The sequence below is a fragment of the Microbacterium sp. TNHR37B genome (assembly GCF_001620065.1).
GTDB lineage: Bacteria > Actinomycetota > Actinomycetes > Actinomycetales > Microbacteriaceae > Microbacterium.
This window is the reverse complement of record NZ_LQGV01000003.1, coordinates 373216-397544: the sequence shown is the minus strand read 5'-3', so window position 1 is coordinate 397544 and position 24329 is coordinate 373216. Positions and strand designations below refer to the sequence as shown.

Below are 24329 nucleotides of genomic sequence, written 5' to 3'. Positions count from 1 at the left end.
GATCGATGAGGGGTCGGGAAGACGTCGCCGGCTCAGCCCTTGACCGAACCGGCCAGAGCGAAGGCGCCGCCGGAGAGTCGTTGGACGAGGACGTAGAGGATGACCATCGGGGTCGCATACAGGACCGAGTAGGCAGCGAGCTGCCCGTAGGCGATCGATCCGTACTGACCGAAGAAGTTGAAGATCGATACGGCCGCGGGGAACTTGTCGGCCGAGAAGAGGAGGACGAAGGGGACGAAGAAGTTCCCCCACGCCATCGTGAACACGAAGATGAACACGACTCCGAGGCCCGGGCGCATGAGAGGGAGGACCACGCGCCGGAGCGCCGTCATGGAGCTCGCGCCGTCGACCCAAGCCGCCTCCTCGAGGGAGATCGGCACCGAGTCCATGAAGTTCTTCAGCATCCAGATCGCCATCGGCAGCGAGGTCGCGGCCATGAAGAGGATGACGCCCCACACCGAGTCGAGCAGTTTGAGGCTCACGAACAGCGCGTAGACGGGCACCATCATCGCGGTGATCGGAAGACCCGTGCCGAACAGGATCGCGTACATGAACGACCGCTGGAACCGCATGCGGTAGCGGGAGAGCGGATAGGCGGCCAGGACGCCGGCGACGACGGTGATCACCGCCGTGCCGACGGAGATCGCGATGGAGTTCAGCAGCGGCTGCCAGGTGAGCTCCCACGTCATCACCTGGCGGTAGTTGTCCAGCGTCCAGGTCTCGGGGAGGGTCATCGACACCGTGGCATTGCCGTTGAAGGAAGCGAACCCGATCCACAGGAGGGGAACGAGGAAGAGGACGCCGATCGCGGCGAGGATCACCGAGGCGATCACGGTCTGGGTCCGTCGACGGGGTGCGGCGACGCTGACGGCACGGGTGCGACGGGCCATGTCAGTCCACCTCCGGCTTGAGGATCTTGATGTACACGATCGAGAACACTGCCCCGATCAGGAGCGTCACGGTGGCGATCGCGGTGCCGTACCCCACCTGAGCGAACTTGAACGCCTCTTGGAAGGCGAGGACCGGGAGAGTCGAGGACTGCGTGCCGGGGCCGCCGCCGGTCATCACCCAGATGAGGGTGAACACCCCGAGCGTCTGCAGGGTCGTCAGCAGCAGGTTGGTGGAGATCGACCGGCGGATGACCGGAAGGGTCACCCGGGTGAACCGCTGCCACGCGCCTGCGCCGTCGATCGTCGCGGCTTCGGTCAGCTCTGGTGGCACCTCGGACAGCGCGGCGTTGTAGACCATCATCGAGAACGCCGTGCCGCGCCAGATGTTCGCCACGATCACTGACAGCAGCGGGAAGTAGTACAGCCAGCTGGTGCCCTCCAGGCCGACCCAGCCGAGGACGGCGTTGAGGGTGCCGTCCTTCGAGAAGAAGGCGTAGAGGGCGAAGGCGGCCACGATCTCGGGCAGGACCCAGGCCAGCACGACGAGGCCTCCCACGAGCGAGCGGAGTGGCTTCACGGCGCTGCGCAGCAACACCGCGAGGAGCATCCCCAGGACGTTCTGACCGATGACGGCAGAGGCGAGGATGAACACGACCGTCAGCCCGAGCGAGCTCCAGAACTCCGGTGAGGCGAACAGCTGCGCGTAGTTGTCGAGGCCCACGAACTGCGGGTTCGCCGCACGCGGTCCCGTCATCGCGCGATCGGTCAGAGACCCGTAGAGGGAGTAGACGATCGGTCCGAGCATGAACGCGGCCAGCAGCAGCACCGCGGGCAGGAGCGGGAGCACGCGACCGAGCGTGCGTCGGGAGGTCGAGGAGCGGTGGCCGGAGCGTGGCCGGGGAGCAGAGCCCCGGCCACGCTCGATCGGGCCGCGGGAGGCGACGGCGGTCATGGAGCGATCAGCCCGCCTGGGTGTTCTCTTCGCCGACGATCCCGATCAGTGCCGAATCGTACTGCGCCTGAGCATCGGCGGGGGAGGCCTGCCCGGTGAACACGCTCTCCGTGGCGACGGGGATGTTCGCGGAGATCTGCGAGTAGTCCGGAGTCGCGGGGCGGAAGTGCGTGTACGGCACGAGCGAGGAGAAGAACTCGAACGACGGGTTGAAGTCGAGGTACTCCTTGCTCTCGGCGACGTCGGACCGCACCGCGATCTGCCCGGCCTCCTGGTGATACATCAGCGCGTTCTCAGGGGTGAGGGCCTGCGCGATGAAGTCGAACGCGGCCTGGGGATCGGAGGCGTTGGCGCCCATCGCGAGCGTCCAGCCGCCCGACATCGACGTGAACCCGCCGGCGTTCTGGGTCGGCATCGCGGCGAAGCCCATCGTCTCCTGCCACTGCGGCCATTCGTTGTCGCCCGAGATCCAGTTGCTGGGGAGCCAGGAGCCGTCCAGTGCGATCGCGAGCTTGCCCTGCGGGAGGAGCTCGGTGCTCACCTTCGATCCCCATCCGGCGTCCAGCGCCTCGGCGGGGTCGGGGCCGAGCTTCTCCTGCGCGATCGTCTGGTAGAGGCCGAGCGCGTCGGCGAACCCCTTCGAGCCCGTCACCCACTTGTTGGTCGAGGTGTCCATGAGCTCATCGCCGGTGCCGTAGAGCAGCATCTCGAAGCCCTGCATCGAGGTGGCCTCCCCGAGCGCGCGGGAGGCGTAGATGTTGAGCGGGATGACGTCGGGGTCGGCGGCCTTGATCGTGCGCGCGGCGTCGAGGATGTCGTTCCAGCTCGTCGGCGCCCAGTCGGTCGGGAGGCCGGCGGCCTCGAAGATGTCCTTGTTGAAGTACAGACCGCGTGTGTCCGTTCCGAGCGAGATGCCGTAGGTCTTCCCGTCGTCGCCGAGGCCCGCCTGCTTGGCTCCGTCGTCGTAGAGGCTCCAGCCGTCCCAGTCCCCGAGGTAGTCGTCGAGCGGCTGGAGGTACCCGGCGGCCGCATCCGATCGGATCTGGAAGGTGTCTTCGTAGATCACGTCGGGGGCGGTGTCGGGCGACCCGTTCATGAGGGCGAGCTTGGTGAAGTACTGGTCCTGCTCCGCCTCGATCGGCACGAGCTCGACAGTCTTGCCGTCATGGGCCGCCTCGTACTCCTCCTTCGCCTTCTTCATGAGCTCGTCCATCGCGGTGAACGATGCGGTCTTCTGGTACGCGACACGGATGGTGTCGTCCTTCGCTCCGCCGCCGCCGGTGTCGGCGCAGCCCGCGAGACCCACGGTGAGGGAGGCCGCGCCGATGAGGGCGAGAGTCGTCATCGATCTCTTCATTCCAAGCTCCTTTGCTGTCGTCCGCGCGGTGCGCTGCGCGTCGGTCTTTTTCTAAACCAAATGGATTAAAAGATCAAGAGTCGTCGCGCAACCGTGACCTGCGATCGGGGCCGCCGGCTCAGCTCGGGGTGATCATGAGGCCCGCGGGCCGGGCGGTGAAGGCGCCGTCCAGCACGAGGCACGCCGCGCCCAAGGCGGCGACGTCGGTGCTCAGCCGCGTGCCGTAGAGCGAGATCCCGCGCGTCGTCGTGATCTCGTGGCTGCGGGCGAGAGCCTCCCGCAGAGCAGGCTCGACAGCCGGGGCGATACGGTTCCAGATCGGCCCGCCGATCACGACGACGTCCGCATCGAGCAGGTTGTTGAGGACCACCAGCCCACGGGCGAGCGCCGTCGCGGTCCGCTCGAACACTCTCGCGGCGACAGCGTCGCCCTCGGTCGCCGCCTGAGCCAGGCGGCCGAGCATGGCCCGCGACTCCGACGGCGGACGATCGGCGCTGTCTCCCGCAGCATCGGCGACCAGACGCTCAGGCGCGAGGGCGACCCCGAGGCAACCGCGCTGGCCGCACTGGCAGAGGGGGCCTTCGGGCTCGACGACGATGTGCGCCACATCGCCGGCGTTGCCGGTGCGGCCTCGGACGGGTGTCGCGTCGGTGGCGAGTCCCACACCGACACCGGCTCCGAAGTAGAAGAAGATCGCTTCGGTCAGACGCTGCTCGGTGTCGACCCACAGCTCACCCACCATGGCCGCCACGACGTCCTTCTCCACCATCACCGGGAGTCCCGTCGCTCTCCTCAGCTCGTCGCGCAGCGGCACGTGGTGCCAGGCGGGGAGGAGCGGCGGCTGCAGCAGCATGCCACGGTCGAGATCGATCGGTCCCGGGGCGGCGACACCGATGCCGAGGACGCGATCGCGGTGGATGCCGGCGCGGTCCAGCAGGGCGTTTGCACGCTCGGCGAGGTCGGGGAGAAGCCGCGCCGCGTCCGGGGCGGAGCGCGGCGCATGCTCGGCGTGGTCCACCACGGCGCCGTTCATGTCGGCCAGGACGAAGGTGTCCACCGCCGGGTCGAGGTGGATGCCGAGCGCGTACCGCGCCTGGGGGTTCAGCTGCAGTGGCGTGCGGGGCTTCCCCTTGCCCGCGATGATCGGAGCTCCCTCGACGATCATGCCCTCGTCCACCAGCTTGCGGGCGACGTTGCTCAGCGTCTGCGCCGACAGCCCGGTCCGCTCGGCGAGCTCGATCCGGCTCACTCCCGCGGGGGACCGGCGGATCAAGTCCAGCACGAGGGTCTGGTTGTAGGTGCCGACGGCCGGCAGGTTGGAACCGCGTCTCATGGTGATCTGAACGTACGCCACTTTCGCCGGCGATCATCGGCAGACGCCCGTGAACGACGAAGGCCGCCCGGCGAACCGGGCGGCCTTCGTCGTGACGACGCGGCGGTGTCAGTTGTTGCCGCGGAGGATCGCGATGATGCGGAGGATCTCGATGTAGAGCCAGACGACGGTCACCATGATGCCGAAGCCGCCGAGCCAGCCGAGCTCACGCGGAGCGCCGTTGCGGACGCCGCGCTGGATCATGTCGAAGTCCTGCACCAGCGAGTACGACGCGAGCAGCACGACCAGCACGCCGATGATGAGACCGAGCGGGATCTCGATACCCATGATCGAGATCGACTGGCTGTACAGGCCGAAGGTGCCCTGCGTGACGCCGGTCCACATGAGCACGAGGTTCACGAGGCCGAACACCATGTAGCCGAGGATCGCGACGAGGAAGATCTTGTTGGCGCGGGCGGAGGCGCGCACCTTGCCGCTCGCGAACAGAGCCAGCACCACGCCGACGACGGCGAACGTCGCGATGGCCGCCTGGATGACGATGCCCGGCCACAGCAGCTCGAAGTAGGCGGAGATGCCGCCGACGAACAGACCCTCGAAGGCCGCATAGGCGAAGATCAATGCGGGGCGGACCTTCTTGCGCGACGTGAAGGAGATCACCATCGCGAGGACGAACCCGCCGAGCATGCCCACGATCCACGGGACGATCGTGGGAACGGGGTTGGCGGCGGTGACCGGCGCCATCGTCCACATCCAGCCGACGACGGCGGTGACCAGGAGGACGGCGAACAGTCCGAGCGTCTTGGCGACGGTGTCCTCGACGGTCATGCGGCCCGTGTTGACCGAGCCGGCCGGCGGCGCCGCGAAGGCTCCTTCGAGCTGGGCGTTGACGGCCGCGTCGGTCGCCTGGTGGGTCGCCGTCGCATACGCGGTCTGAGCGCCGGCCTGCGAGGCGGCGGGCGGGGGCGTGAGGCCGGGGCGCTCCTCCTGGAACGCCGGGTTGTTGAATGCGAAGTTGCCGGAGGCCATGGTCTCTCTCACTCCAAATCGGGGGACAGCGCGGTGCTGCGGATTCCAGCGTATCGGAAGGGGTATTCCGGGTGACCGCTCGAGGCTGAGAGTGCTCCCAGAAGGCGGCTCGCCGCACGGCCGTTAGCCTGACACCATGACGCGCCCCCGCCCCCTCGTCATCGGTCATCGCGGATCACCCGGGTACCGTCCCGAGCACACGCGGTCCTCGTACGAGCTCGCCCTCGCCCACGGGGCGGACGCGGTCGAACCCGACGTCGTCTTCTCTCGCGACGGTGTCGCCGTCGTCCGTCACGAGAACGAGATCGGGTCCACGACCGACGTCGCCGACCGTCCCGAGTTCGCCGGACGTCGCACGACAAAGATCGTGGACGGCGTGGCGCAGACCGGATGGTTCACGGAGGATTTCACCTGGGAGGAGCTGTCGACGCTGCGGTGCCGCGAGCGGCTGCCGCAGCTGCGCCCGGAGAGCGCGACGCACGACGGAGAGGAGCCCATGCTCCGGCTGCGCGATGTGCTGGACCTCGCCGCGCGGGGCGTTGCGGGGCGCGACGTCGGCGTCGTGCTGGAGATCAAGCATGCGACCGTGTTCGCCGAGCTGGGGTTCGACGTCGCCGCCCTCCTCTCGACCGAGCTGCGCAGCGCCGGGTGGGGCTCGGGGGAGCGCACGCTGTTCATCGAGTCGTTCGAGCCCACCATCCTCACTCAGCTGCGCGCCGAGGGCGTCGAGGCCTCCTTCGTCTTCCTCCTCGAAGCGGAGGGGAGTCCGTTCGACCTCGTGCGCGCCGAGGGGGCGAATGCTCCCACCTACCGGCAGCTCGCCTCGACGGGACTGGCTTCCTTGGCCGAGCGCGTCGACGGGATCAGTGTCGACAAGCTCATGCTCCTTGCCCCCGAGTCGGGGGACGGCCGTGACCTCGTGCGTGCGGCTCACGACCTCGGCCTCCTCGTCTTCACCTGGACGTGTCGCCCCGAGAACGCGTTCCTGGAGCCTCGCCACCGGATCGGGGACGAGGCGGCGCGCTTCGGGGACTACGAGGCGGAGTGGCGCGAGCTGGCCGCCACCGGGGTGGACGGCGTCTTTGTCGACCACGTCGATCTCGGTCGACGCCTGTTCGTCTGACGCGCCGGCCGATCCCCACGTATGAGAGTCCTCTCATACGTGTTCCGCGCGCATGCGGCAGATGCATAGCCTCCTCTCAGCCCCCGCTCACCCAGTGCGGGCCTCAACCCCTGCACGAAAGGCGGTTACACCTTGCAACGACGCACTCTGGCGGCAGTCGGCGCGATCGCGCTCCTGCTTCCCTCGACCGCGGCCGTGGCCGCAACAGACGACGATCCCTCGTCGCAGTTCGCTGAAGCCCCCTCCTCCGGCGGCCTCGACTCGTCCTTCTCTGCGTCCTCGATCGGTGCAGACGGGCGGGTCACCGTCATCATCGAGATGACCGGCGACCCCGTCGCCGTCGTCCAGGCGGAGAAGGGCCGCGACCTGAGCTCGAGCGAGCGGTCGGCGGTCAAGGGCAAGCTGAAGAAGGCGCAGGACTCCATCCGAGGCTCGATCACGAGCAAGGGCGGCAAGATCCAGGCGCAGATGCAGTCCGCCTACAACGGCATCCAGGCGACGGTCCCCGCCGCCCAGCTCGATGCGGTGGCGGATCTTCCCGGTGTCGTGGCCGTCCACCCCGTGCGGACGTACGAGCTCGACAACTCCGTCTCGGTCCCGTATCTCGGCGTGCCGCAGGTGTGGGAGAACACCGGGTTCACGGGCGAGAACGTCAAGGTGGCCATCATCGACACCGGTATCGACTACACCCACGCCGGCTTCGGCGGACCGGGGACGGTCGCCGCGTACGAGGCGGCGGTCGCCGTCTCCGACCAGCCCGCCGACCCGGCCCTGTTCGGGCCGAACGCGCCGCGGGTGAAGGGCGGTATCGACCTCGTCGGCGACGACTACAACGCCGACCCCTCGAGCGCGGACTATCAGCCCGTTCCGCATCCCGATGCGAACCCGCTGGACTGCCAGGGGCACGGATCCCACGTCGCGGGCACGGCCGCCGGCTCGGGCGTCCTCGCCGACGGGTCCGGCTACACCGGCCCGTACGACTCGACCACGCCGTCGCAGCAGTTCCGCGTGGGACCGGGCGTCGCCCCGCAGGCGGACCTCTACGCCGTGCGCGTCTTCGGCTGCGGCGGATCGACCGACGTCGTGGTGCCGGCGATCGACTGGGCCGTCGCAAACGGGATGGACGTCATCAACATGTCCCTCGGCTCGTCTTTCGGGCGCGGTGACGACCCGGACGCCGTGGCCGCCAGCAACGCCGTCGGCGCGGGCGTCGTGGTCGTCGCGTCGGCCGGAAACGCCGGTCACAACCCGTACCTCACCGGTTCCCCCGGAACCGGTGACGGGGTGATCGCCGTCTCCGCGGTCGACAGCGCCGTGAGCTTCCCCGGCACCGTCATCACGATGGGGGCCAACGACGTGGAGGCGATCAACGCCAACGGTGCCTCGCTCGACGGCATCGGGCCGATGTCGGTCGTCCGGGTCACCGACGATCCCGCTACGGCGGAGAACGAGGCGATCGGCTGCTCCGTGGACGCCTTCACGAAAGCCGGGATCGTTCCCGGCGGCGACCAGCTCGCCGTCGTGCAGCGCGGCGATTGCGCCCGCGTCGCCAAGGCGATCTACGGCCAGGAGGCCGGTGCCTCCGCCGTGGTGATGGTCAACTCCACCGACGACCTCCCGCCGTACGAGGGGCTCATCACCTCGAACCCCGACACGGGAGAGGATGTCCTGGTCACGATCCCGTTCTTCGGGGTCCGCTCCTCCGACGGCGACGCCTTCGTCGGCACGGCCACCTCCTTCGCCCCAGTCACCCTCGCCAACCCGGCGGGACGCGGTTACGGCGACTTCACCTCGGCAGGACCCCGGTCGGGCGACAGCGCGATCAGCCCCGATGTGGCAGCGCCTGGCGTGTCGATCTCCTCTGTCGCGGTCGGATCCGGAAACGGTGCCGGCATCCTCTCGGGCACCTCCATGGCCGCGCCTCACGTGGCCGGTGTCGCCGCCCTCACGGTGCAGTCGCACCCGTCGTGGACGGCGCCGCAGATCTCCGCGGCGATCGTCTCGACCGCTGACCCCGACAAGGTCGCCGGTCAGCGTCTGACGATCGGCGGTGTGGGACTGGTCGACACGGCGCAGGCCGTGGCGACGCAGGTCACCGCCACCGGCGACGCCTTCCGCACCGAGAGCGGCTGGGCGCGCGAGTCGGCGCTGAGCTTCGGCTTCCAGGAGTCGGCGCTCGGCTTCGGCGGGGTCAAGACCGTCACCGTCACCAACCACGGCAAGAAGTCGGTCACCTTCACGGTGAAGGCGACGCCGAGTGCGGAATCGCGCAAGGCCGTCGTCAAGCTCAGCCACAAGAAGATCACGGTCCGCGGGGGCGGGAGCGCCAAGCTCGTGGTCGGCGTGGCCGCCTCGGCGAAGGACGTGCCGACGTCGGTCGTCAGCGGAGACCAGTACGGCTTCTACGAGATCTCCGGCGATGTCGTCCTCACCTCCTCCGACGCCACGCTGCGGGTCCCGTACCTGCTCGTGCCGCGCTCGAACAGCAAGGTGAGTGCGCACACGTCCGCACTCTTCTCGAAGAAGGCCAAGATCACCGACGGCACGAAGAAGATCACGCTGCGCAACACGCTCGGCGCGCTCGACGCCGGTGCCGACGTCTACACGTGGGGCCTGTCCGACAAGAAGGACGCGACGAAGGCGCTTCCCGACACCGGGTATGACCTGCGTGCCGCCGGCGTGCAGTCGTTCGCCGACGCGGGCGATCATCTCCTGGTGTTCGCCGTGAACACGCACAAGCGGTGGTCCAACGCGGCCAACAACGAGTTCGACGTGCTCCTCGACGTCGATCGCGATGGCACGCCGGACTGGATCGTGTTCTCGTACGACTCCGGAGCGGTGCGCAACAGCGACATCAACGGAGTCACGGAGGTCTTCGCACAGGAGATCGCGACCGGAAAGCTGATCGCGACGGGCTTCCTCGCGCAGGCCCCCACCGACAGCAGCACGATCCTGCTCCCGGTATGGGCGAGCGACGTCTCCGTGGACGGAGCGTTCGACTACACCGTGCAGTCGTTCAGCATCACCTCGGACGGCGAGGATGCGTTCTCGTCGACGGCGACCTACGACCCGGCCGCTCCCGCGGTCAGCAACGGTCAGGCGGTCACCGTCCCGAAGCGCGGAAGTGCGAACGTCTCCGTCGAGATCGATGCGGACGCGTATGCGACCCAGAAGCCCCTCGGCTCCATGGTGGTCGTCTACGACAACAAGTCGGGTGCCAGCGAGGCTCTCCTCGTCCCGATGAAGTAGGCCGATCCAGGGGAGGGGCGGTGCGCGAGCATCGCCCCTCTTCTGCGGGCGCCGTCGATGGCGCTTCCCCCGGGACGTGTGCTCAGCGCGTGCAGAGGCGAGGCGCGTCGCCGTCGCCGAAGCGGTAGTCGTAGGTGTCGCCGGCTGCCCTCACGACCACGCGCATCCCCTCGACCCGCGCCTGGGTGTAGGACTGCCCGGGGCTCGGGCACCCCAGGGAACCGTCGTTGAAGGTGAGCCGCTCGGCGGACACCAGCTCCGGCTCCTCGGTGACGCCGCGCGCGGTGAGGTCCGCGCGGATCGCGGCCCATCGCGCCGACGGGACCTCCGTGGCCGACCCCGACGGCCCGACGGGGCCCGGCGTCGTCGTCTGGAAGGACGGCCGGGGAGAGGGGCTGCTCGGCGTCGCGTTCATGGGACCTCCCGGGCTGCAGGCGGCGAGAACCAGGCACAGGGCACCGACACCGACCACCGTGCCGATCGTGCGCATGACTCCTCCTCGATCCTTGCCAGGCTACGCCGCCTGGCGGGGAATCGGTGAGGGGTGGATGGATCAGCGCACGAGGGCCTCTCCGGCGCGGATCGCCACGGACACCCGGTTCTGAGGCGGAGGGAAGACGCACACGTAGTGGTCCGAGAAGGCGCACGGCGGGAGGTAGGCGCGGTGGAAGTCCACCTCCACGCGGCCGTCGGCGTCGGGGGCGGGGAGCTGGAGAAAGCGGAACCGGTAGCTCTCGGTCCCGCTCGTCCGGTCGGAGAAGGCGAGGAAGAGCGTGCCGTCCGCGCGCACCTGCGCCGCGAGGCAGAGGCGGACACCGTCGATGTCGAGCTCCACCTCCGCTCCGTAGACCGACGTCCCCACGTGGCCGTCGACCGCCTGCGTCGACCGCGTGTGGTCGGCGAGACGGACCGTTGCTGCGATCGTGTCTCCGGGGGTGTACGGGAACCGATCGATCCGCGAGATTCCCCGGTCTGTCGCCGCCGCGGGATCGAACACGCGGAGGGCCGTCATGCCGTCGCGCGCGAAGCCGCGGAGCAGCACCTGTCCCTCGCGGTGCTCGTCGCCGACGGGAAGGAGCACGCGGCCGCTCGGCAGATCGCCGACGGCGCGTCCCGCGTCGGCATGCCAGACGCCTGGCGTGTCGGGAAACTCCCGGGGGGCGTCGTCGAGCCAGTGCGTCGCGCGAAGCGACGCGATGCCGTCGCGCCCCCAGACGAGACGATCCCTCGCCGACACCCAGGCGCCGTGCGCGGTAGCCGCGTCGCGGGCCTTCTCCTGCGGTGGGGACGCTTCCATGTCGTCGCTGACCTCTCTCCTCATCGATCTCGGCTGCTCACGTCGATCCTCCCTGTCCGCGGCGGGCATCCGGATTCTCCTGGCATCGATCGCGGTGCATCCAGGACGTTCTGTGAAGCCGCGCGACAGATCGATACATTCTGTTACACCATCGAAATGCGGGGATCAATAGCATGCCCCTATGGATGAATCGGGAGCGATCGATGTCGACGCACTGACACGCGCCCTCGACGTCCATTCCCTCCGGATCCTCGTCGCCATCGATCAGACCGGGTCGATCAGTGCCGCGGCGCGTTCCCTCGGATACACCCAGCCGACCATCACTCAGCACGTGCAGCGTCTGGAGGCGAGACTGGGAGCCAGCCTCGTCGCCCGCACGGCGCGCGCGGCGCGCCTCACCCCGATCGGTGCGCTGCTGGCCGCCCACGCGCCGCGCATCGACGCCAGCCTCACGGCCGCCGCGACCGAACTCGCTCGTCTGCTCGGCCGCCGCGCCGATGCGGCGCGTTTCGCCGCCCCGGCCGAAGCCATCGGCCCCATGCTCGCCCCCGCTCTGGGCCGGCTGGCCGACGCGGGAGCGCAGATCGAGGTCGGCATCACCGAGGCGGCCGACGCGGCGGACGCGCTCGCGATGATCCGGGACGGCCGTGCGGACATCGCCCTCGTCTCGGCAGTCGGCGAGAGAGCCCGTCGCAGCACCGCGGCGAGGGCGGCGGGCCTGCGTTCGACGTTCCTGTTCGCCGAGGAGATCCTCGCGCTGACGACGCTCGACGCCCACGCCGAGGCCTCGCGCGTGGACCCGTCGCTCCTTGCCGCCCACCCGTGGATCGCCGGCCGCGGCACGGCGACGGATCCCATCGCCGAGATGCTCGGTCGCGGCGCCGACGCCCGGGATCTGGCGGTGTCGCTCCCTGACGCGGCGATCGCACTCGTGGCGCAGGGAGTGGGGACGGCGTTCCTCCCCGAGGGCGCGCTGGCCGGTGTGGACCTTCCCGAGCGCGTTCGCACACTCGGCCTCCTTCCCGCCGTCACGCGTCGCACGTCCGCCGTCACCCTGGTCGAGGCGGCCTCGATCCCGGCCGTGGCAGAGGCGCTGCGTGCCCTGGCCACCCATCGGCTTCCCACGACCGGGGTCGACGCCGTCGTCGATGCGCGCCGTCGCTCCGCCGGACACCGAGCCCGATTCGTGTCGTACCCCGCACCGCACCGCACCGAACTCTCACCCACCCTCGCAGAGGAGCACCCCGACATGTCCCTGACCACCACTCGACTCGCGCACGCCGGAGCCGCCGCCGCGGCGTCCGTGCTGCTGCTGACCGCCTGCGCCACGGGTGCCCCGGCACCCACCGCGACCGTCGGTGCCGACACCGGCGCCGAGATCGACAGCGTCACCGTCGCTCTGCCCGGCTCGCTCTCGAGCCTCTATGTCGGACAGGAGGCGGGAATCCTCAACTACTACATCGCCTCGATCGTGCAAGAGGGGCTCGTCTCGATCGACGCGCAGGGCCGCGTGCAGCCGGGCTTGGCGGAGTCGTGGACGCAGACCGACGACGTCACCTATGTCTACGAGCTGCGTCCTGACGCCGAGTTCCAGGACGGCACACCCGTGACCGCCGACGATGTCGTGTTCAGCCTCGAGGAGGCCCGCGACGAGAAGGCCTCTCCCGGCCTCACCTACTACCTGACCAACGTCGACACGATCGAGAAGACCGACGACGCCGAGGTCACCATCACCCTGAAGGACCCCGACCCCGCCTTCGCCGCCAACATGAGCACGGGCGGGGCGGCCTTCATCACCTCCCGCGCGTTCTGGGAGGCGAACGACGGCAAGGTCGGCACCTCGAAGTCGCTCCTGCTCGGCACCGGGCCGTACCGGGTGACCGAGTTCGTCCCCGATTCCCACGTGACGATGGAACGCGTCGACACCTGGTGGGGGGAGCTTCCCAAAGTGAAGGAGATCAAGGTCACCTTCGTCCCGGACGAATCGACCCGCTTGCTGGCCGCCCAGGCCGGCGACATCGACGTCGCCTTCAACGTCCCGCTCGCGCAGTCGTCGCAGTGGGAGAAGCTCGACTCGATGCGTGTCGACTACATCAACGACCTCTCCTACGTGGGCCTCTACTTCAACACGAGCGTCGCGCCCTTCGACGACCCCAAGGTTCGGGAGGCGATCGCCCACGCGGTGGACCGCGATGCGTACGTGAAGTCGTTGCTGCGCGGCCACGGCGAGGCGGCGACCGCCATCATGACGCCGGAGTCCCTGGGCAAGGCCTACGACGCACAGGCGGCTCGCGACAAGCTCGCCGCGATCCCGCAGTGGGACTTCGATCTCGACGCGGCAAAGGCGGCACTGGCTGCGTCCACGCAGCCCGACGGTTTCGAAGCCGAGATCCTGACCCCCAACACGGGGCCGCAGATCGGATCGGCCGCCCAGGCCCTCTCGCAGAGCCTCGCCGACATCGGGATCACCCTCAAGGTTCGCGAGGTCCCGATCGAGGAGTGGCTGGCCAGCCTCGACGCCTCGGGCGATCACGGCATCAACGTCATGTGGTACTTCTCCACGCTCGGGGATCCCGCCGAGGTGCCCAGCTACCTGCTGGGCGCGGGCAACCCTGCCGCCTACGACAACCCCGCCGTCACCGACCTGCTGACCAAGGCCGGAGCGACCTCCGACCCCGCCGAGCGGGTGGACGTGCTGATCCAGGCCGAGACGCTGCAGGCGAAGGACGTCATCAACGTCCCGTTGTGGTGGGGGCAGTCGGCGACGGCGTTCGCGAAGGACCTCGGGATCAAGGACTACAGCTCCTTCGCCTTCATCTCGTCGTGGCCGACGCAGCTGTACCGCGCGGCAGAGTGACGACCGGCTCGTGACTTCGGCCTCGATCTTCCGGGCACGCGCGGCGCGGGCACGTCCTCTCGGACGCCTGCTCGTGGTGCGCGTGCTCGGCACCGCGGGGGTGCTGCTGGCGCTGTCGATCGTGATCTTCTCGCTCATGTATCTGGCCCCCGGCGACATCGTGAAGAACCTGCTCGGCAACCGCCCGGTGACCCCGGAGGCGGTGGCCGCCGTCCGTGCGCAGTACCACCTCGACGACCCGGTCGTGATCCAGTACCTGCGCTGGCTCGGGGGGTTCGTCACGGGAGACCTGGGCACCTCGATCCGGCTGCAGCTTCCGGTGGCCGATGCCATCTCGTCTCGCCTGGGCATCACGCTTTCTCTCTGCGGACTGGCCTTCGTGTGCGCTCTCGCTGTCGCGATTCCCCTGGGAGTGCGCAGCGCCGTGCGCCCGGGCGGCGCCGTGGACCGCGTGGCGAACGTGTTCGCCATCGTGGGACTGAGCGCGCCGACGTTCGCGATCGGCCTGCTGCTGCTCTACGCCTTCGCCTACTACCTGCCGGTCTTCCCCGTGTACGGGGCGGGCGACGGGGGCTTCGACACGCTCCGGCATCTCGTGCTGCCGGCGATCACCCTCGCCCTCGGCCTCGGGGCGATCGTCCTCAAGCTCACGCGCACCGCGATGCTGCGAGAACTCGCCTCGGACTACGTGACCTCCGCGCGCGCCCGCGGGCTGTCCGAGCGCACCGTGGAACGTATCGCGCTGCGCAACGCCGCCATCCCGATCGTGACGGGAGCGAGTCTCGTGCTCACCTTCCTCGTCGGCGGCACGGTGCTCGCAGAGACGACCTACGCCCTCCCGGGACTCGGCACGCTCCTCCAGGACTCGGTCCTCTTCAAGGACATCGCCGTCGTCCAGTCCCTCACGCTCCTGGTCGCCGTCGTGATCGCCGTGATCGCGCTCCTGGCCGACCTCGCCTATCTCGTGCTCGACCCGCGGGTACGCACCGCCCGGAGGCCGTCATGACCGCCGCCATCGAACTGCTCTCCACCCCCACCCGCCGCCGAGCGCCCTGGGCGATCGTCGTCGTGGTCGCCTTCCTTGTCGTCGTGGCGATCACCGTGGCGGTGGGCGGTCTCCTCTACCCCGATGCCATGCGGCAGGACATCCTCGCGAGCCTCCTGCCGGCGGGAAGCGACGGGCATCCCCTGGGCACCGACGAGCTCGGACGAGACGTCTGGGCGATGACGGTCGCCGGAGCGGCGTCGTCGATCGTCGGACCGGTGTGCGTCGCCCTCGGATCCATGCTCTTCGGCATCGTGCTGGGCACCCTCGCCGGCTACGAGCACGGGTGGCTGGACTTCCTCATCGGTCGCTGGACCGATCTGCTCCTGGCGCTGCCGGTCCTTCTCGCGGCGATCGTCGTCTCGGGGGTGCTGGGAGGCGGCTACGGCGTCACGGTCGCGTTGCTGATCGTCCTGTTCTCCCCCTCGGACATCCGCATCGTGCGCGCGGGGGTCTTGGAGCAAGCGGCGCGGCCCTACATCGAGGCGGCGCAGATGCTGTCGCTGTCGCGGTGGCGCGTGATGTTCCGTCACATCCTCCCGAACGTCTCGACCCTGATCATCACGAACGTCATGCTCAACACGGCCTTCGCTCTGGTGGCGTTCTCGTCGCTGTCGTTCCTCGGAGTGGGGGTGGCGCCCGGCACCGCCGATTGGGGGCGGCAGCTCACCGACAACCGCGCGATCATGTTCGACAATCCGGCCGCCGTCATCCTCCCCGCCGTGCTGATCATCCTCGTGGCCTGCGCGGTCAATGTATTCGGCGACTGGCTCGGCGAACGCCTCTCACGGACGGGAGCGGCCGCATGAACGGGGTGCGCATCGAGGAGCTGTCGGTCGTGGGGCCGGCGGGACAGGTGGTGGCACCGTTCGGCGCGGATGTGGCACCCGGGCAGATGCTGGCCCTCATCGGTGAGTCGGGATCGGGAAAGACGCTCTCGGCGAAGAGTCTCGTGGGTCTGCTTCCGCGCGGGTTCCGCGCCCGCGGCCGGCTGAGCATCGGGGAGCGCGCGATCGATCTGTCGACGCGCCCCGACCAGTGGCGCGGAATCCGGGGGCGGATGGTGGCGCTGCTGCTGCAGGACCCGTTCACGAGCCTGTCGCCCGTCCACCGATGTGGGGATCAGATCGCCTGGACGCTCGAGGCCGCTCGCGGCACGCGGATGGACCGGACGGAGCGTCGCGATGCGGTCGTGCGGAGCCTCGCGGAGGTGAACCTCCCCGAACGCGTCCTCCGCGCCTACCCGCACCAGTTGTCGGGCGGGATGCGCCAGCGGGTCGCGATCGCGGCCGCCGTGGCCAGCGACCCCCAGCTGCTGATCGCGGACGAGCCCACGACGGCACTCGACGCGTCGAATCAGGGCGAAGTGCTCGATGCGCTGCGGTCGCTCCAGGACAGCCGGGGACTTCCGATCGTCCTGATCTCGCACGACCTCGGCGTCGTGCGCGGGCGTGCCGATGAGGTCCTCGTCATGAGGCACGGCGACATCGTGGAGCGCGGCCGCACCGCTTCCGTGCTCCGTGACCCCCAGCATCCCTACACGCGCGCGCTCGTGGCGGCCGACCCGGCTCTCGCTCCGACGCCGGAGCCTCCCGCTCGGGAGTCCCCACCGGCGGAGCCCGAAGTGCTGGTGAGCGTTCGCGGGGTAGACAAGTCCTTCGGCGAGCGGACGGTCCTCTCGAACGTGGACCTGGAGATCCCGACCGGGGTCATCGCCGGGATCGTGGGCGAGTCGGGCTCCGGGAAGTCGACGCTCGCCCGGTGCATCGCGGGACTGGAACGGGAGGACGGCGGGACGATCTCCTTCGCGGGCGCCCCGCTCGCGCCCGGCCGCCGGTCTCGCATGCCCGGGCAGATGCAGATCGTCTTCCAGGATCCGTACTCCTCGCTCAACCCGATGATGACGATCGGGGCGATCCTCCGCGAGGCGCTGCGTGCCGTTCCCGGGGCGACCGACACCGTCGCGGGGCTGCTGGAGACGGTGGGCCTGCCGGCCGAGTTCGCCACGCGGAGGCCTGCCGACCTCTCCGGCGGCCAGCGCCAGCGCGTGGCGATTGCGCGCGCGCTCGCTCCCCGTCCCCGGTTGCTCATCTGCGACGAGTCGGTGTCCGCCTTGGACGTCTCGGTCCAAGCGCAGATCCTTGCGCTCTTCCGGCGGCTGCGCGACGAGCGCGGCATCACCCTGCTGTTCATCTCCCATGACCTGGCGGTCGTGCGCACCCTCGCCGACACTGTCACCGTCATGTGGGAGGGGAAGGTCGTCGAGCACGGCGCCTGCGCCGATGTCCTCGGATCTCCCCGGCATCCTTTCACCCAGACCCTCGTCGCCGCTGCGCTCCTGGAGAGCACGGGCGCGCGGCATCACGACGGAGAGACCGCCTCATGACCCAGCTCGCCACCGATGTCCTCGTCCATGACGGGTGGGACACGATCCGCGCTCACGTGGAGGAGCTCGCCGAACGCGTGGGGGCGGAGCGAGCGCAGCGATGGAGCTCTCCCCGCGCGGCGTATCGCCCTGCGCTGGTCACCGTGACGGAGGGGGGCGAGATCGTCGCCGCGGCCCTGGAGACCGGGCGCCCGGCCACCGCGGGCACGACGGCGGTCGATCCGTGGTGGCGGGACGAGTCCGCCGGCGCCGCCCTCGTCCGCGCGTTGCGGGACCGCGCCCGCGGTCGGGGGGACATCGCCCTGAAGTGGAGCTCTCCGGAGGAGCTTCCCGGCTTCGCCGCGGAGGCGGGCTTCGTTCCCCTCCGGCGGCCCTACGGTGCCGTCGGCACGCAGTCGACACGCGGCGCGGTGCTCTGGCTGCGCCATCTTCCGCATGCCGAGCCCGGGTACTACGCGCAGACGACCCTGTTCACCTGTGGTGCGGTCGCCTCACTCATGGGCGCCGGACTGCGCGGCGTCGAGGGGTTCGCGGGCGACTCGCAGGACCGTGATGTCGAGCTCGGGTTCTGGCGACTCGCGAGCAACTACCCCGCCTGTGAGCCGTTCGGTCTCGCGGTGACGACGGCCGAGCATGTGGGCACCTCCGCGGTCGAGGTGAGCCTGGATCACGACGGGCCCGTGCTCGTGGAGAACTACACGGGATTCGAGCTCGACTTCCGGGCCGAACTGCAGGCGGAGTCGCGACGCCGCGCGGAAGAGCTGGGCATCGTCGTCACCGGCGATCGAGTGGGCGTCGAGGAGATCGCGCGTCGGGTCGCCGGCGGCGACCTCGCCCTTCTCCTCATCGACGAGGAGCCGATGCATGGCGAGCACGGACCGCACTGGGTGCTCGCTCACGCTTCCGACGGGGTCGACGTGGTGATCGTGGAAGACCCCTGGATCAACCGTGACACGGGCGAGACGTGGGTGGACACTCACGAGCTGCCGGTGCGCCTTGCCGACCTCGACCGGCTCGTCCGATGGTCGGACGAAGGTTACCGCGGAGTGATCTTCGTCGGCCGGGACGAGGCGGGCGCGCCGCGCTGAGGCCGACGACGGCGGGAGAGCTCAGTCCCAGTCGAGATAGTCCTCGATGACGGCGGCGGTCTCTCCGGCGTGCGTGGCGGCGAACAGGTGTCCGGCGCCGTCGATCGTCACGACGCTCACGAGTCCCGGAGCAGACTCCCGCAGCGCCTCGCCGTTGGCGGGCGGGGTGACCTCGTCGTCGCCCCCCTGGAGCACGAGGACGGGGATGTCGGGAGCGAGCTCCGCTTCGGCCGGCACGTCCGCCTCGACCGCGAGGAGCAGCACGCCGTTGACGCGATCGTGGTGTGCCCGAGCGACGGCGCGCGCGATCGTGCCGCCGAAAGCGTGTCCGCCTACCCAGGCGTCGGCGATCCCCAGGTGATCCATGACGTCGACCACGTCCTGGGCCGCCTCCAGGAGCGTCGTCCCTTCGTCGGCGCCGGAGTGACGGGAGCCCACGCGGACGATGCGGAAGTCCTCTTCGAGGATCACGTGGGCGAGGGTGCCCAGGTGCACGGGGTCGATGCCCTTGCCGGGGATGAGCACGAGAGCCGGGCCCGCGCCCTCGTCGACGTAGGGGATGGCCCGGCCGTCCGGCTCGAAGATGTGGCGGTCTGTGTCAGTCATGGATCCCTCTCGCGCGGTGCGTGTCCCGACTCACAAGCCTCGGTCATCGGGGGTGCGCGGGGCAAGTCGATGTCGGTGTGCTGACGACCTCAGACGCGATCCCGCGGGCCGCGCTCCGCGGTCCTCACCCGGTCGATCGTGCACCGGATGGCGGTCGGCACCCGCTTCTCGATCGCGGCGTGCAGGGCACCGGCTCCCCGCCACTGATCGAGGTCGATCACCAGGATGTGTCCTTCTCCCGCCATGAAGACCCAGGTGCGACGCTCCTCCGAGTACGTGGCCAAAGCCAGGTCGGTGACGGGCACCTCGAAGATCCCCTCATCGTCGATGATCGCGATGCGTTCGGCATCCACCATGACCTGAGCACCCCGGGCGCCACGGAATGTCCGGCCGGCGAAGATGTCGGTCGTGTCCTTCATTCCGTGGGCGAACAGCTCCCGCTTGGTCAGCGTCGCGAGGGCCGACGTGGGGCCTTCCGCGGGAGGGAGTCCGAGCGCGTGTGTCACCTGGTCGTCACTGTCCGCCTGGAGATCGTCGCCGAGGGTGATGAAGAGAGAGTCGAGCCCTCGGGCGATCACGTCTCTGACCGCCTCCGCCGTGACCGCGCACACGGCCGGAGGGGGCGAGACGTCGCCGTGAGCGCGGCGTCCTCGCAGGATGCTCGTGACGAGCCCGTCGAGGTCGGCGACCTGGGCCGCGGGGTTCTCGTCCTCCATGTTGTAGCGGAGGATGTGAGCGGCGACCGTATCGCTGCTCGGGCCCTGCGTCGCCAGAGCGCGCACGACGGTGGCCGCTTCCTTCGCGGCGTCGAGGGCGTTCTCGGGGCGAGGGTCCAGCGCGTAGCAGTCGAGGCGGTGCTCCCGGTCGAGGGCGGCCACGAACGGATCCACAGAGTAGACCAGGTGGCGCTCGGTGCGCAGCGTCTCGAACAGCGCGTCGTGCACGACGGCGCCGGCGATCACTCGCGCCGCGCGATCCTCGCCGCTGAGGACGAGGGAGAGCACCACGGGCGTCGTGCCGTTCACCACCCACATCCCGTTCCTCAGCACCCGGGGGGTGGGCCGGGAGGGAAGAGGTCGCGCCGCCGGCAGGGTGACCTCCAGTCCCTCTGGCACCGGACCCGTGAACGAGAGCGCGGCATTGCCCGCGTGCAGCCACGTCTCGGCGAAGACCAGCGCCTCTGCTCGGGTGAGCGATCGGTGTGCCGGCGAGCCGAAATCCAGCAGTCCGACCGACTGGTTCCCGAAACGGTCGATCAGGTGTCCTCGGCCGGGGCGCTCGTCGTCGTCGCCGAGTTCGATGCTGATGATGCGCTGCTGCTCGGCGACATCGGCGTCGGAGATCTCGACGAGTGTGGAGACGGCGCGTGACACCCGGCCCAGGAAGTCGGCGACGGCCGACGGCGGACCCTGTGCGAAGAAGCTGATGGTCTCGTCGCTCGTGGTGGCGTTGTGGACGACATCGACCCGTCCGACCCGCGCCATGACGAGGTGTTCCAGCAGGTGCGCCGTCCCGGCAGTGCGTGCGGTCTCATCCCGCAGGCCCACTCCGAAGGTGAGGGCCCCCTCGAACGTCGTGCGGACGTCGCGCGCGTAGGTCGGCAGTCCGGCGACCTCGCTGAACTCGACGGGGGGAGCAGCCATGAGGCTCATTCTCCAAGGCGACGGGTGCGCCCCGGGGTGCGACTCACCGGTCGCCTCCCGGGTGGGGCGGCTCATCACCTGCGGCCCGGGCGTCGCTCGTCTTTTCGCGCAGGAACGACACTTCCTGATGGAGCCGTGCACCTCCCAGCACGATCGCGACGAACCCCAGGACCGTCGTGACGATGCGCACCCACGGTGGAGCGCCGGGGAAGAGCGTGATCGGCAGGGCGAACAGGAAGGTCGCGCCGACGAAGCACCAGACCGCGATCATCGCCGGCGGGTCCGGCGGGGTGCCCTGCGGGTCGGGCGAACGGTTGTCGTGCGGAGGGTTCACGTGTTCTCCTCGCGATCTGTGTGTCCGTCCCCACGGTAGGACGCGGCGGCTCCCTGCGCCTCCCCCGGGCGGGGGATCTTGGGCGGCTCGTTCCGGAGGCGCTGAGCGATCTGGAGCGAGATCGGAAGGTGCCCGGCGGCAAGGATGACCCCCGCGGCCAGGATCCACGGGCTTCCCAGCCACCCCGCACACGCCGTCACCGCGAGGATCGGGAGGAGGGCGAGCGGTACCGGAACACCGGCCCATCGGCCGTAGAGCAGTTCCGGTTCGCGGCCTTTGGCCAGATACCGCACCCACAGTGCCGCGTAGGCGAGAAACAGCACCCCCGTCGTGCACCCGAGCACCGACTGCGCGGGGGTGAGCGGGCCGGTCGCCCCGCTCACCACCGGCAGCACGAGCGCCAGTGCCTGCCCGAGTCGCTCGGCCGCCGCGAGAGGCCAGGCGACGCGAAGCCGCGGAAGGGGGTGGCGCGGTGGCCACCATGCGAGCAGGAGAGAGGGTGCGAGCAGGGCCAGGCTGAACGCGAGTCCGTACGGAGAGAACTCCACGAGTCGCACGCTACCGCGGGCCCAGCGCCGGGGCGGCGGCCCCGGGCCGGAACATCTCGACGGCATCCGGCGGTACCCCGACTACTGTCGGGAGCATGCCGGATGCCGTCGAGTCGGGCGTCGTGCGCTTCTGCCGCGAGCGTCGGGAGGGAAAGCGCTGCACGCGTCCGCTCGGCCATGCGGGGCTCCATCGACACCGCGCGATCATGTGGAGCGGCGCGGGATCGGATCCCGCGCGCTGCCCCGGCTCGGGCCGTGAGGCCGAGCCGGCCGAGCCGCTCCCCGATGGATATCCCGAGGGCCGCGCGCTGTGCCCGGAGTGCCTCCGCTTCATCGCGCGTGATGCGACGGGTGCGTTGCTGGTCCATGACACATCCGACGCGACGGAGTCGGATGCCGAGGTGGCCCGGCGTCGGGCCTGGCTCAACGCGCACGGATGGTGAGCTCGCCGAGCTCCGTGGCGATCTACGTCGGCACGACGGGCGGCGGGTCCGCAGGTGTGTAGCGTCAGCCCACGGGTCCCGCATCACGCGCCCCCACTGAGTGTCGGCCCCGCGTGCCCGTCTGCCGCGCGCCGAAGTCGCAGTTCGGCTTCCTCGACCCATTCGCGCGCGAGCGACGCGTAGCGGCGCCGGTCCTTTTGGTTGAGGCCAGCGAGCTTGGGGAGGAGCTCGAATGTCGTGCGCACGTGGTCGGGAACATCGCCCGCCGGCCCGCCGCACGAGGCGAGAAGAACCTCGATGACTCCCGCGGCAGTGCCGCCGGAGTCGATCAGCGCCACGAGTTCGCGGGCATCTTTCCTGCCCTTCTCCGTCGCGTGTCGGTCGAGCAGGGCGGCGACCTTCGTGGCGATGTGTGCGTCGAGCGTCAGCATGAGCCAACCCTCGACCTTGAGGTCGGGATCGACGTACTGCGTGAGCACACCGACGTCGAGGAGCAGCTTCGAGCCGAGTTTGGACTCATAGGGGAAGTAGGCGTCGACGTGGACGCCGTCCGCGTCGCCCCGGGCTTTCCGTCCTCCGCTGTGGAGGCGGTTCTCGCTGTAGCCGGTGAGGCGCTCGGGGAGCCGCTGGCGGAGGCTCTGCTCTGTGATGATGAGGTCGATGTCATGGCTGATCTCACCCCCGACGCGCGCATTCGTCGCCCATCCTCCGATGAGGATCGAAGGCTCGAGATCGTATCCGAGCGAGTCCAGCAACGCCCGCAGCCGACCCTCGTCGTCTCCGCCGAGGATCGTCATCGCCCGTCGCCTTCCTGATCCCATTCGCGTTCTCGCACGAACCTGTCACGTAGCGCCTCTCGGAACTCGGACGCCTGCCACCCGGGGGTTGCAAAGAGATCCGCATATGTCTGAGCAAGGCTCGAGTACCCGTTCCAGGTCCTCGCGGCACGCTTGTCCATCGTGAGCACACGGACGTCGTTGCCGGGAGGGAGATCAGCGAGGTTCGCGGACGCCGGGAGGTACACGATGTGCTCGCTGAAGTCCGCCACGGCACGCCCGTTCAGAATCGTGCTCGCTGCGTCCGGGCCGCCGAGGGCGTATGGGCCCTTGTCTGACTGGAGCAATGGGTCGATACCCTCGCGAGTCGTCCACGCGAGGGTGTCACGCCCGAGATTGCGCCAGGCGCACAGCATGGTCAATAGCTTGTCGACGCTGACGACCGCGAGACCGCCACGGCTGTATCGATCGACGGTCCCGTTGCTTTCGAGGCGCTCGAGAGCAAGGTAGGCCGTCGTGCTCGGAACGCCGGCGTCGTAGGCAAGCTCGGTGACGTTCCGCCAGGTCCGTTGCCCTTGGAGTGCGCGATCGGCGAGAGAGCGCCACACCAGTTCGTTGCCCTTCATCGCTCTCCTCGGTCTACAGGTATTCCTGTGATCGTAGTTACAGGTTTATATGTAAGCACATGTACAGGAATACCGGAAGATCGATCGAACAACGCGGGGCGAAGTGTGGCGTCATCGCCGGCACTCGTCGGCGAGGAGCGCGAATCATTTCATTCCACACGCGGGCGGGGCCCTCTCGGGAGTGGACGCGACGGCGGGAGTCGAACCCGCAACGCGACCGGGTATGAGCCGGTGCCCGGGACCGCCCGGATCGCCGCGAAGGTGTGGTGAGTGGTCCCCACGCTAACCCGGCGGCGTGGGCGTGGCCAGGAGTGTGACCTGTGATTGCGCTTTGCGTCTGTTCGTGACGGTCAGCGGGCGGGGTCGAAGGCCCCGCTACGCGTGGAGACGATGTCCTTGCCGAGCGGCATGAGGGAGATCGGGATCATCTTGAAGTCGGCGATCGCCATCGGGATGCCGATGATGGTGATGCACAGGGCGATGCCGCTCACGAGATGGCCCAGCGCGAGCCACCATCCGGCGAGGATCACCCACACGACGTTGCCGAGAAAGGAGCCGACCCCTGCGGTCGGCTTGTCGACGATCGTGCGCCCGAAGGGCCAGATGACATAGCCGGCGGTCCGGAACGACGCGATCGCCCACGGGATCGTGATGATCGGAAGACACAGCAGCACCCCGGCCACCACGTACCCCACGAAGAGCCAGAAGCCCGCGAAGACGATCCAGACGATGTTCAGGATGGTGCGCACG

At 69.4% G+C, this 24329-nt stretch carries 22 protein-coding genes and 1 tRNA gene; 8 read left to right on the top strand and 15 right to left on the bottom strand.

The features are described 5' to 3' along the window. Nucleotides 1-32: 32 nt before the first annotated feature. The 5 genes from AVP41_RS10110 to AVP41_RS10090 form a co-directional block, all read right to left on the bottom strand. The gene (locus AVP41_RS10110) at nucleotides 33-890 is read right to left on the bottom strand and encodes a carbohydrate ABC transporter permease (protein ID WP_067163952.1); all 858 of its coding nucleotides are present in this window, start codon (nucleotides 888-890) and stop codon (nucleotides 33-35) included. A gap of 1 nt (nucleotide 891) precedes the next feature. Continuing rightward, nucleotides 892-1842 carry a carbohydrate ABC transporter permease gene (locus AVP41_RS10105; RefSeq protein WP_067163950.1) on the bottom strand — a complete coding sequence of 317 codons (951 nt, stop codon included), beginning with the start codon at nucleotides 1840-1842 and terminating at the stop codon, nucleotides 892-894. A 7-nt stretch (nucleotides 1843-1849) separates the two neighbouring features. Further along, nucleotides 1850-3199, bottom strand: a complete 1350-nt coding sequence (locus tag AVP41_RS10100) for an extracellular solute-binding protein (protein ID WP_067163948.1) — start codon at nucleotides 3197-3199, stop codon at nucleotides 1850-1852. Nucleotides 3200-3317: 118 nt separating this feature from the next. After that, nucleotides 3318-4532: an ROK family transcriptional regulator gene (locus tag AVP41_RS10095; protein WP_067165786.1), complete on the bottom strand. Its 1215-nt coding sequence runs from the start codon at nucleotides 4530-4532 to the stop codon at nucleotides 3318-3320. A gap of 108 nt (nucleotides 4533-4640) precedes the next feature. Beyond that, nucleotides 4641-5558 (bottom strand): Bax inhibitor-1/YccA family protein, encoded by a 918-nt coding sequence (locus AVP41_RS10090; protein ID WP_067163946.1) that lies wholly within the window; start codon nucleotides 5556-5558, stop codon nucleotides 4641-4643. A gap of 136 nt (nucleotides 5559-5694) precedes the next feature. On the opposite strand from AVP41_RS10090, the gene AVP41_RS10085 reads away from it, so the two are divergent. Together AVP41_RS10085 and AVP41_RS10080 are read left to right on the top strand one after the other, a co-directional pair. Next, nucleotides 5695-6681 carry a glycerophosphodiester phosphodiesterase family protein gene (locus tag AVP41_RS10085; RefSeq protein ID WP_067163945.1) on the top strand — a complete coding sequence of 329 codons (987 nt, stop codon included), beginning with the start codon at nucleotides 5695-5697 and terminating at the stop codon, nucleotides 6679-6681. A 132-nt stretch (nucleotides 6682-6813) separates the two neighbouring features. Further along, entirely contained in the window at nucleotides 6814-9930 is a 3117-nt protein-coding gene (locus AVP41_RS10080; protein WP_067163943.1) for a S8 family serine peptidase, read from the top strand. Between the two features lie 82 nt (nucleotides 9931-10012). Here AVP41_RS10080 and AVP41_RS10075 read toward each other — a convergent pair whose 3' ends face one another. Both AVP41_RS10075 and AVP41_RS10070 read right to left on the bottom strand, forming a co-directional pair. Next, complete coding sequence (locus tag AVP41_RS10075) at nucleotides 10013-10420, bottom strand: hypothetical protein (RefSeq protein WP_067163941.1); 408 nt, start codon at nucleotides 10418-10420, stop codon at nucleotides 10013-10015. A gap of 63 nt (nucleotides 10421-10483) precedes the next feature. Further along, entirely contained in the window at nucleotides 10484-11251 is a 768-nt protein-coding gene (locus tag AVP41_RS10070; RefSeq protein ID WP_197464312.1) for a DUF1684 domain-containing protein, read from the bottom strand. A 157-nt stretch (nucleotides 11252-11408) separates the two neighbouring features. Between AVP41_RS10070 and AVP41_RS10065 the strand changes: the two genes are divergently transcribed. Genes AVP41_RS10065 through AVP41_RS10045 form a run of 5 tightly spaced genes read left to right on the top strand, consistent with a single transcriptional unit; the run spans nucleotide 11409 to nucleotide 18603 of the window. After that, a complete protein-coding gene (locus tag AVP41_RS10065) occupies nucleotides 11409-14084 on the top strand; it encodes an ABC transporter substrate-binding protein (RefSeq protein WP_067163936.1) in 2676 nt (891 codons plus the stop codon). Between the two features lie 10 nt (nucleotides 14085-14094). Beyond that, the gene (locus AVP41_RS10060) at nucleotides 14095-15090 is read left to right on the top strand and encodes an ABC transporter permease (protein WP_067163934.1); all 996 of its coding nucleotides are present in this window, start codon (nucleotides 14095-14097) and stop codon (nucleotides 15088-15090) included. Continuing rightward, nucleotides 15087-15938, top strand: a complete 852-nt coding sequence (locus tag AVP41_RS10055; RefSeq protein ID WP_067163932.1) for an ABC transporter permease — start codon at nucleotides 15087-15089, stop codon at nucleotides 15936-15938. The genes AVP41_RS10060 and AVP41_RS10055 overlap by 4 nt, the downstream gene beginning before the upstream one ends. Continuing rightward, nucleotides 15935-17515, top strand: coding sequence for an ATP-binding cassette domain-containing protein (locus AVP41_RS10050; RefSeq protein WP_067163930.1), 1581 nt, complete (start codon nucleotides 15935-15937; stop codon nucleotides 17513-17515). The genes AVP41_RS10055 and AVP41_RS10050 overlap by 4 nt, the downstream gene beginning before the upstream one ends. After that, complete coding sequence (locus tag AVP41_RS10045) at nucleotides 17512-18603, top strand: peptidase C39 family protein (RefSeq protein WP_067163928.1); 1092 nt, start codon at nucleotides 17512-17514, stop codon at nucleotides 18601-18603. The genes AVP41_RS10050 and AVP41_RS10045 overlap by 4 nt, the downstream gene beginning before the upstream one ends. 21 nt (nucleotides 18604-18624) lie before the next feature. On the opposite strand, the gene AVP41_RS10040 is transcribed toward AVP41_RS10045, so the two are convergent. The 4 genes from AVP41_RS10040 to AVP41_RS10025 form a co-directional block, all read right to left on the bottom strand. Continuing rightward, on the bottom strand, nucleotides 18625-19209 hold the full coding sequence (locus AVP41_RS10040) for an alpha/beta fold hydrolase (protein ID WP_067163926.1): 585 nt from the start codon (nucleotides 19207-19209) through the stop codon (nucleotides 18625-18627). Between the two features lie 89 nt (nucleotides 19210-19298). After that, nucleotides 19299-20852 (bottom strand): insulinase family protein, encoded by a 1554-nt coding sequence (locus AVP41_RS10035; RefSeq protein ID WP_067163924.1) that lies wholly within the window; start codon nucleotides 20850-20852, stop codon nucleotides 19299-19301. Between the two features lie 43 nt (nucleotides 20853-20895). Then, on the bottom strand, nucleotides 20896-21186 hold the full coding sequence (locus AVP41_RS10030; RefSeq protein ID WP_067163921.1) for a hypothetical protein: 291 nt from the start codon (nucleotides 21184-21186) through the stop codon (nucleotides 20896-20898). Then, nucleotides 21183-21734 carry a hypothetical protein gene (locus AVP41_RS10025; RefSeq protein WP_067163920.1) on the bottom strand — a complete coding sequence of 184 codons (552 nt, stop codon included), beginning with the start codon at nucleotides 21732-21734 and terminating at the stop codon, nucleotides 21183-21185. Before AVP41_RS10025 ends, AVP41_RS10030 begins: the two co-directional genes overlap by 4 nt. Before the next feature lie 95 nt (nucleotides 21735-21829). Between AVP41_RS10025 and AVP41_RS10020 the strand changes: the two genes are divergently transcribed. Continuing rightward, nucleotides 21830-22177: a hypothetical protein gene (locus AVP41_RS10020; RefSeq protein WP_067163918.1), complete on the top strand. Its 348-nt coding sequence runs from the start codon at nucleotides 21830-21832 to the stop codon at nucleotides 22175-22177. Between the two features lie 83 nt (nucleotides 22178-22260). Here AVP41_RS10020 and AVP41_RS10015 read toward each other — a convergent pair whose 3' ends face one another. The 4 genes from AVP41_RS10015 to AVP41_RS10005 all read right to left on the bottom strand — a co-directional run bounded on the left by AVP41_RS10015 (nucleotide 22261) and on the right by AVP41_RS10005 (nucleotide 24328). Beyond that, nucleotides 22261-22974, bottom strand: a complete 714-nt coding sequence (locus AVP41_RS10015) for a nucleotidyl transferase AbiEii/AbiGii toxin family protein (protein ID WP_067163916.1) — start codon at nucleotides 22972-22974, stop codon at nucleotides 22261-22263. Continuing rightward, nucleotides 22971-23579, bottom strand: coding sequence for a hypothetical protein (locus AVP41_RS10010; RefSeq protein ID WP_067163914.1), 609 nt, complete (start codon nucleotides 23577-23579; stop codon nucleotides 22971-22973). Before AVP41_RS10010 ends, AVP41_RS10015 begins: the two co-directional genes overlap by 4 nt. Before the next feature lie 182 nt (nucleotides 23580-23761). Beyond that, nucleotides 23762-23837: transfer RNA gene (locus AVP41_RS16655), tRNA-Met, on the bottom strand. Between the two features lie 92 nt (nucleotides 23838-23929). Further along, a complete protein-coding gene (locus tag AVP41_RS10005; RefSeq protein ID WP_067163912.1) occupies nucleotides 23930-24328 on the bottom strand; it encodes a YccF domain-containing protein in 399 nt (132 codons plus the stop codon). Between the last annotated feature and the right edge of the window lies 1 nt (nucleotide 24329).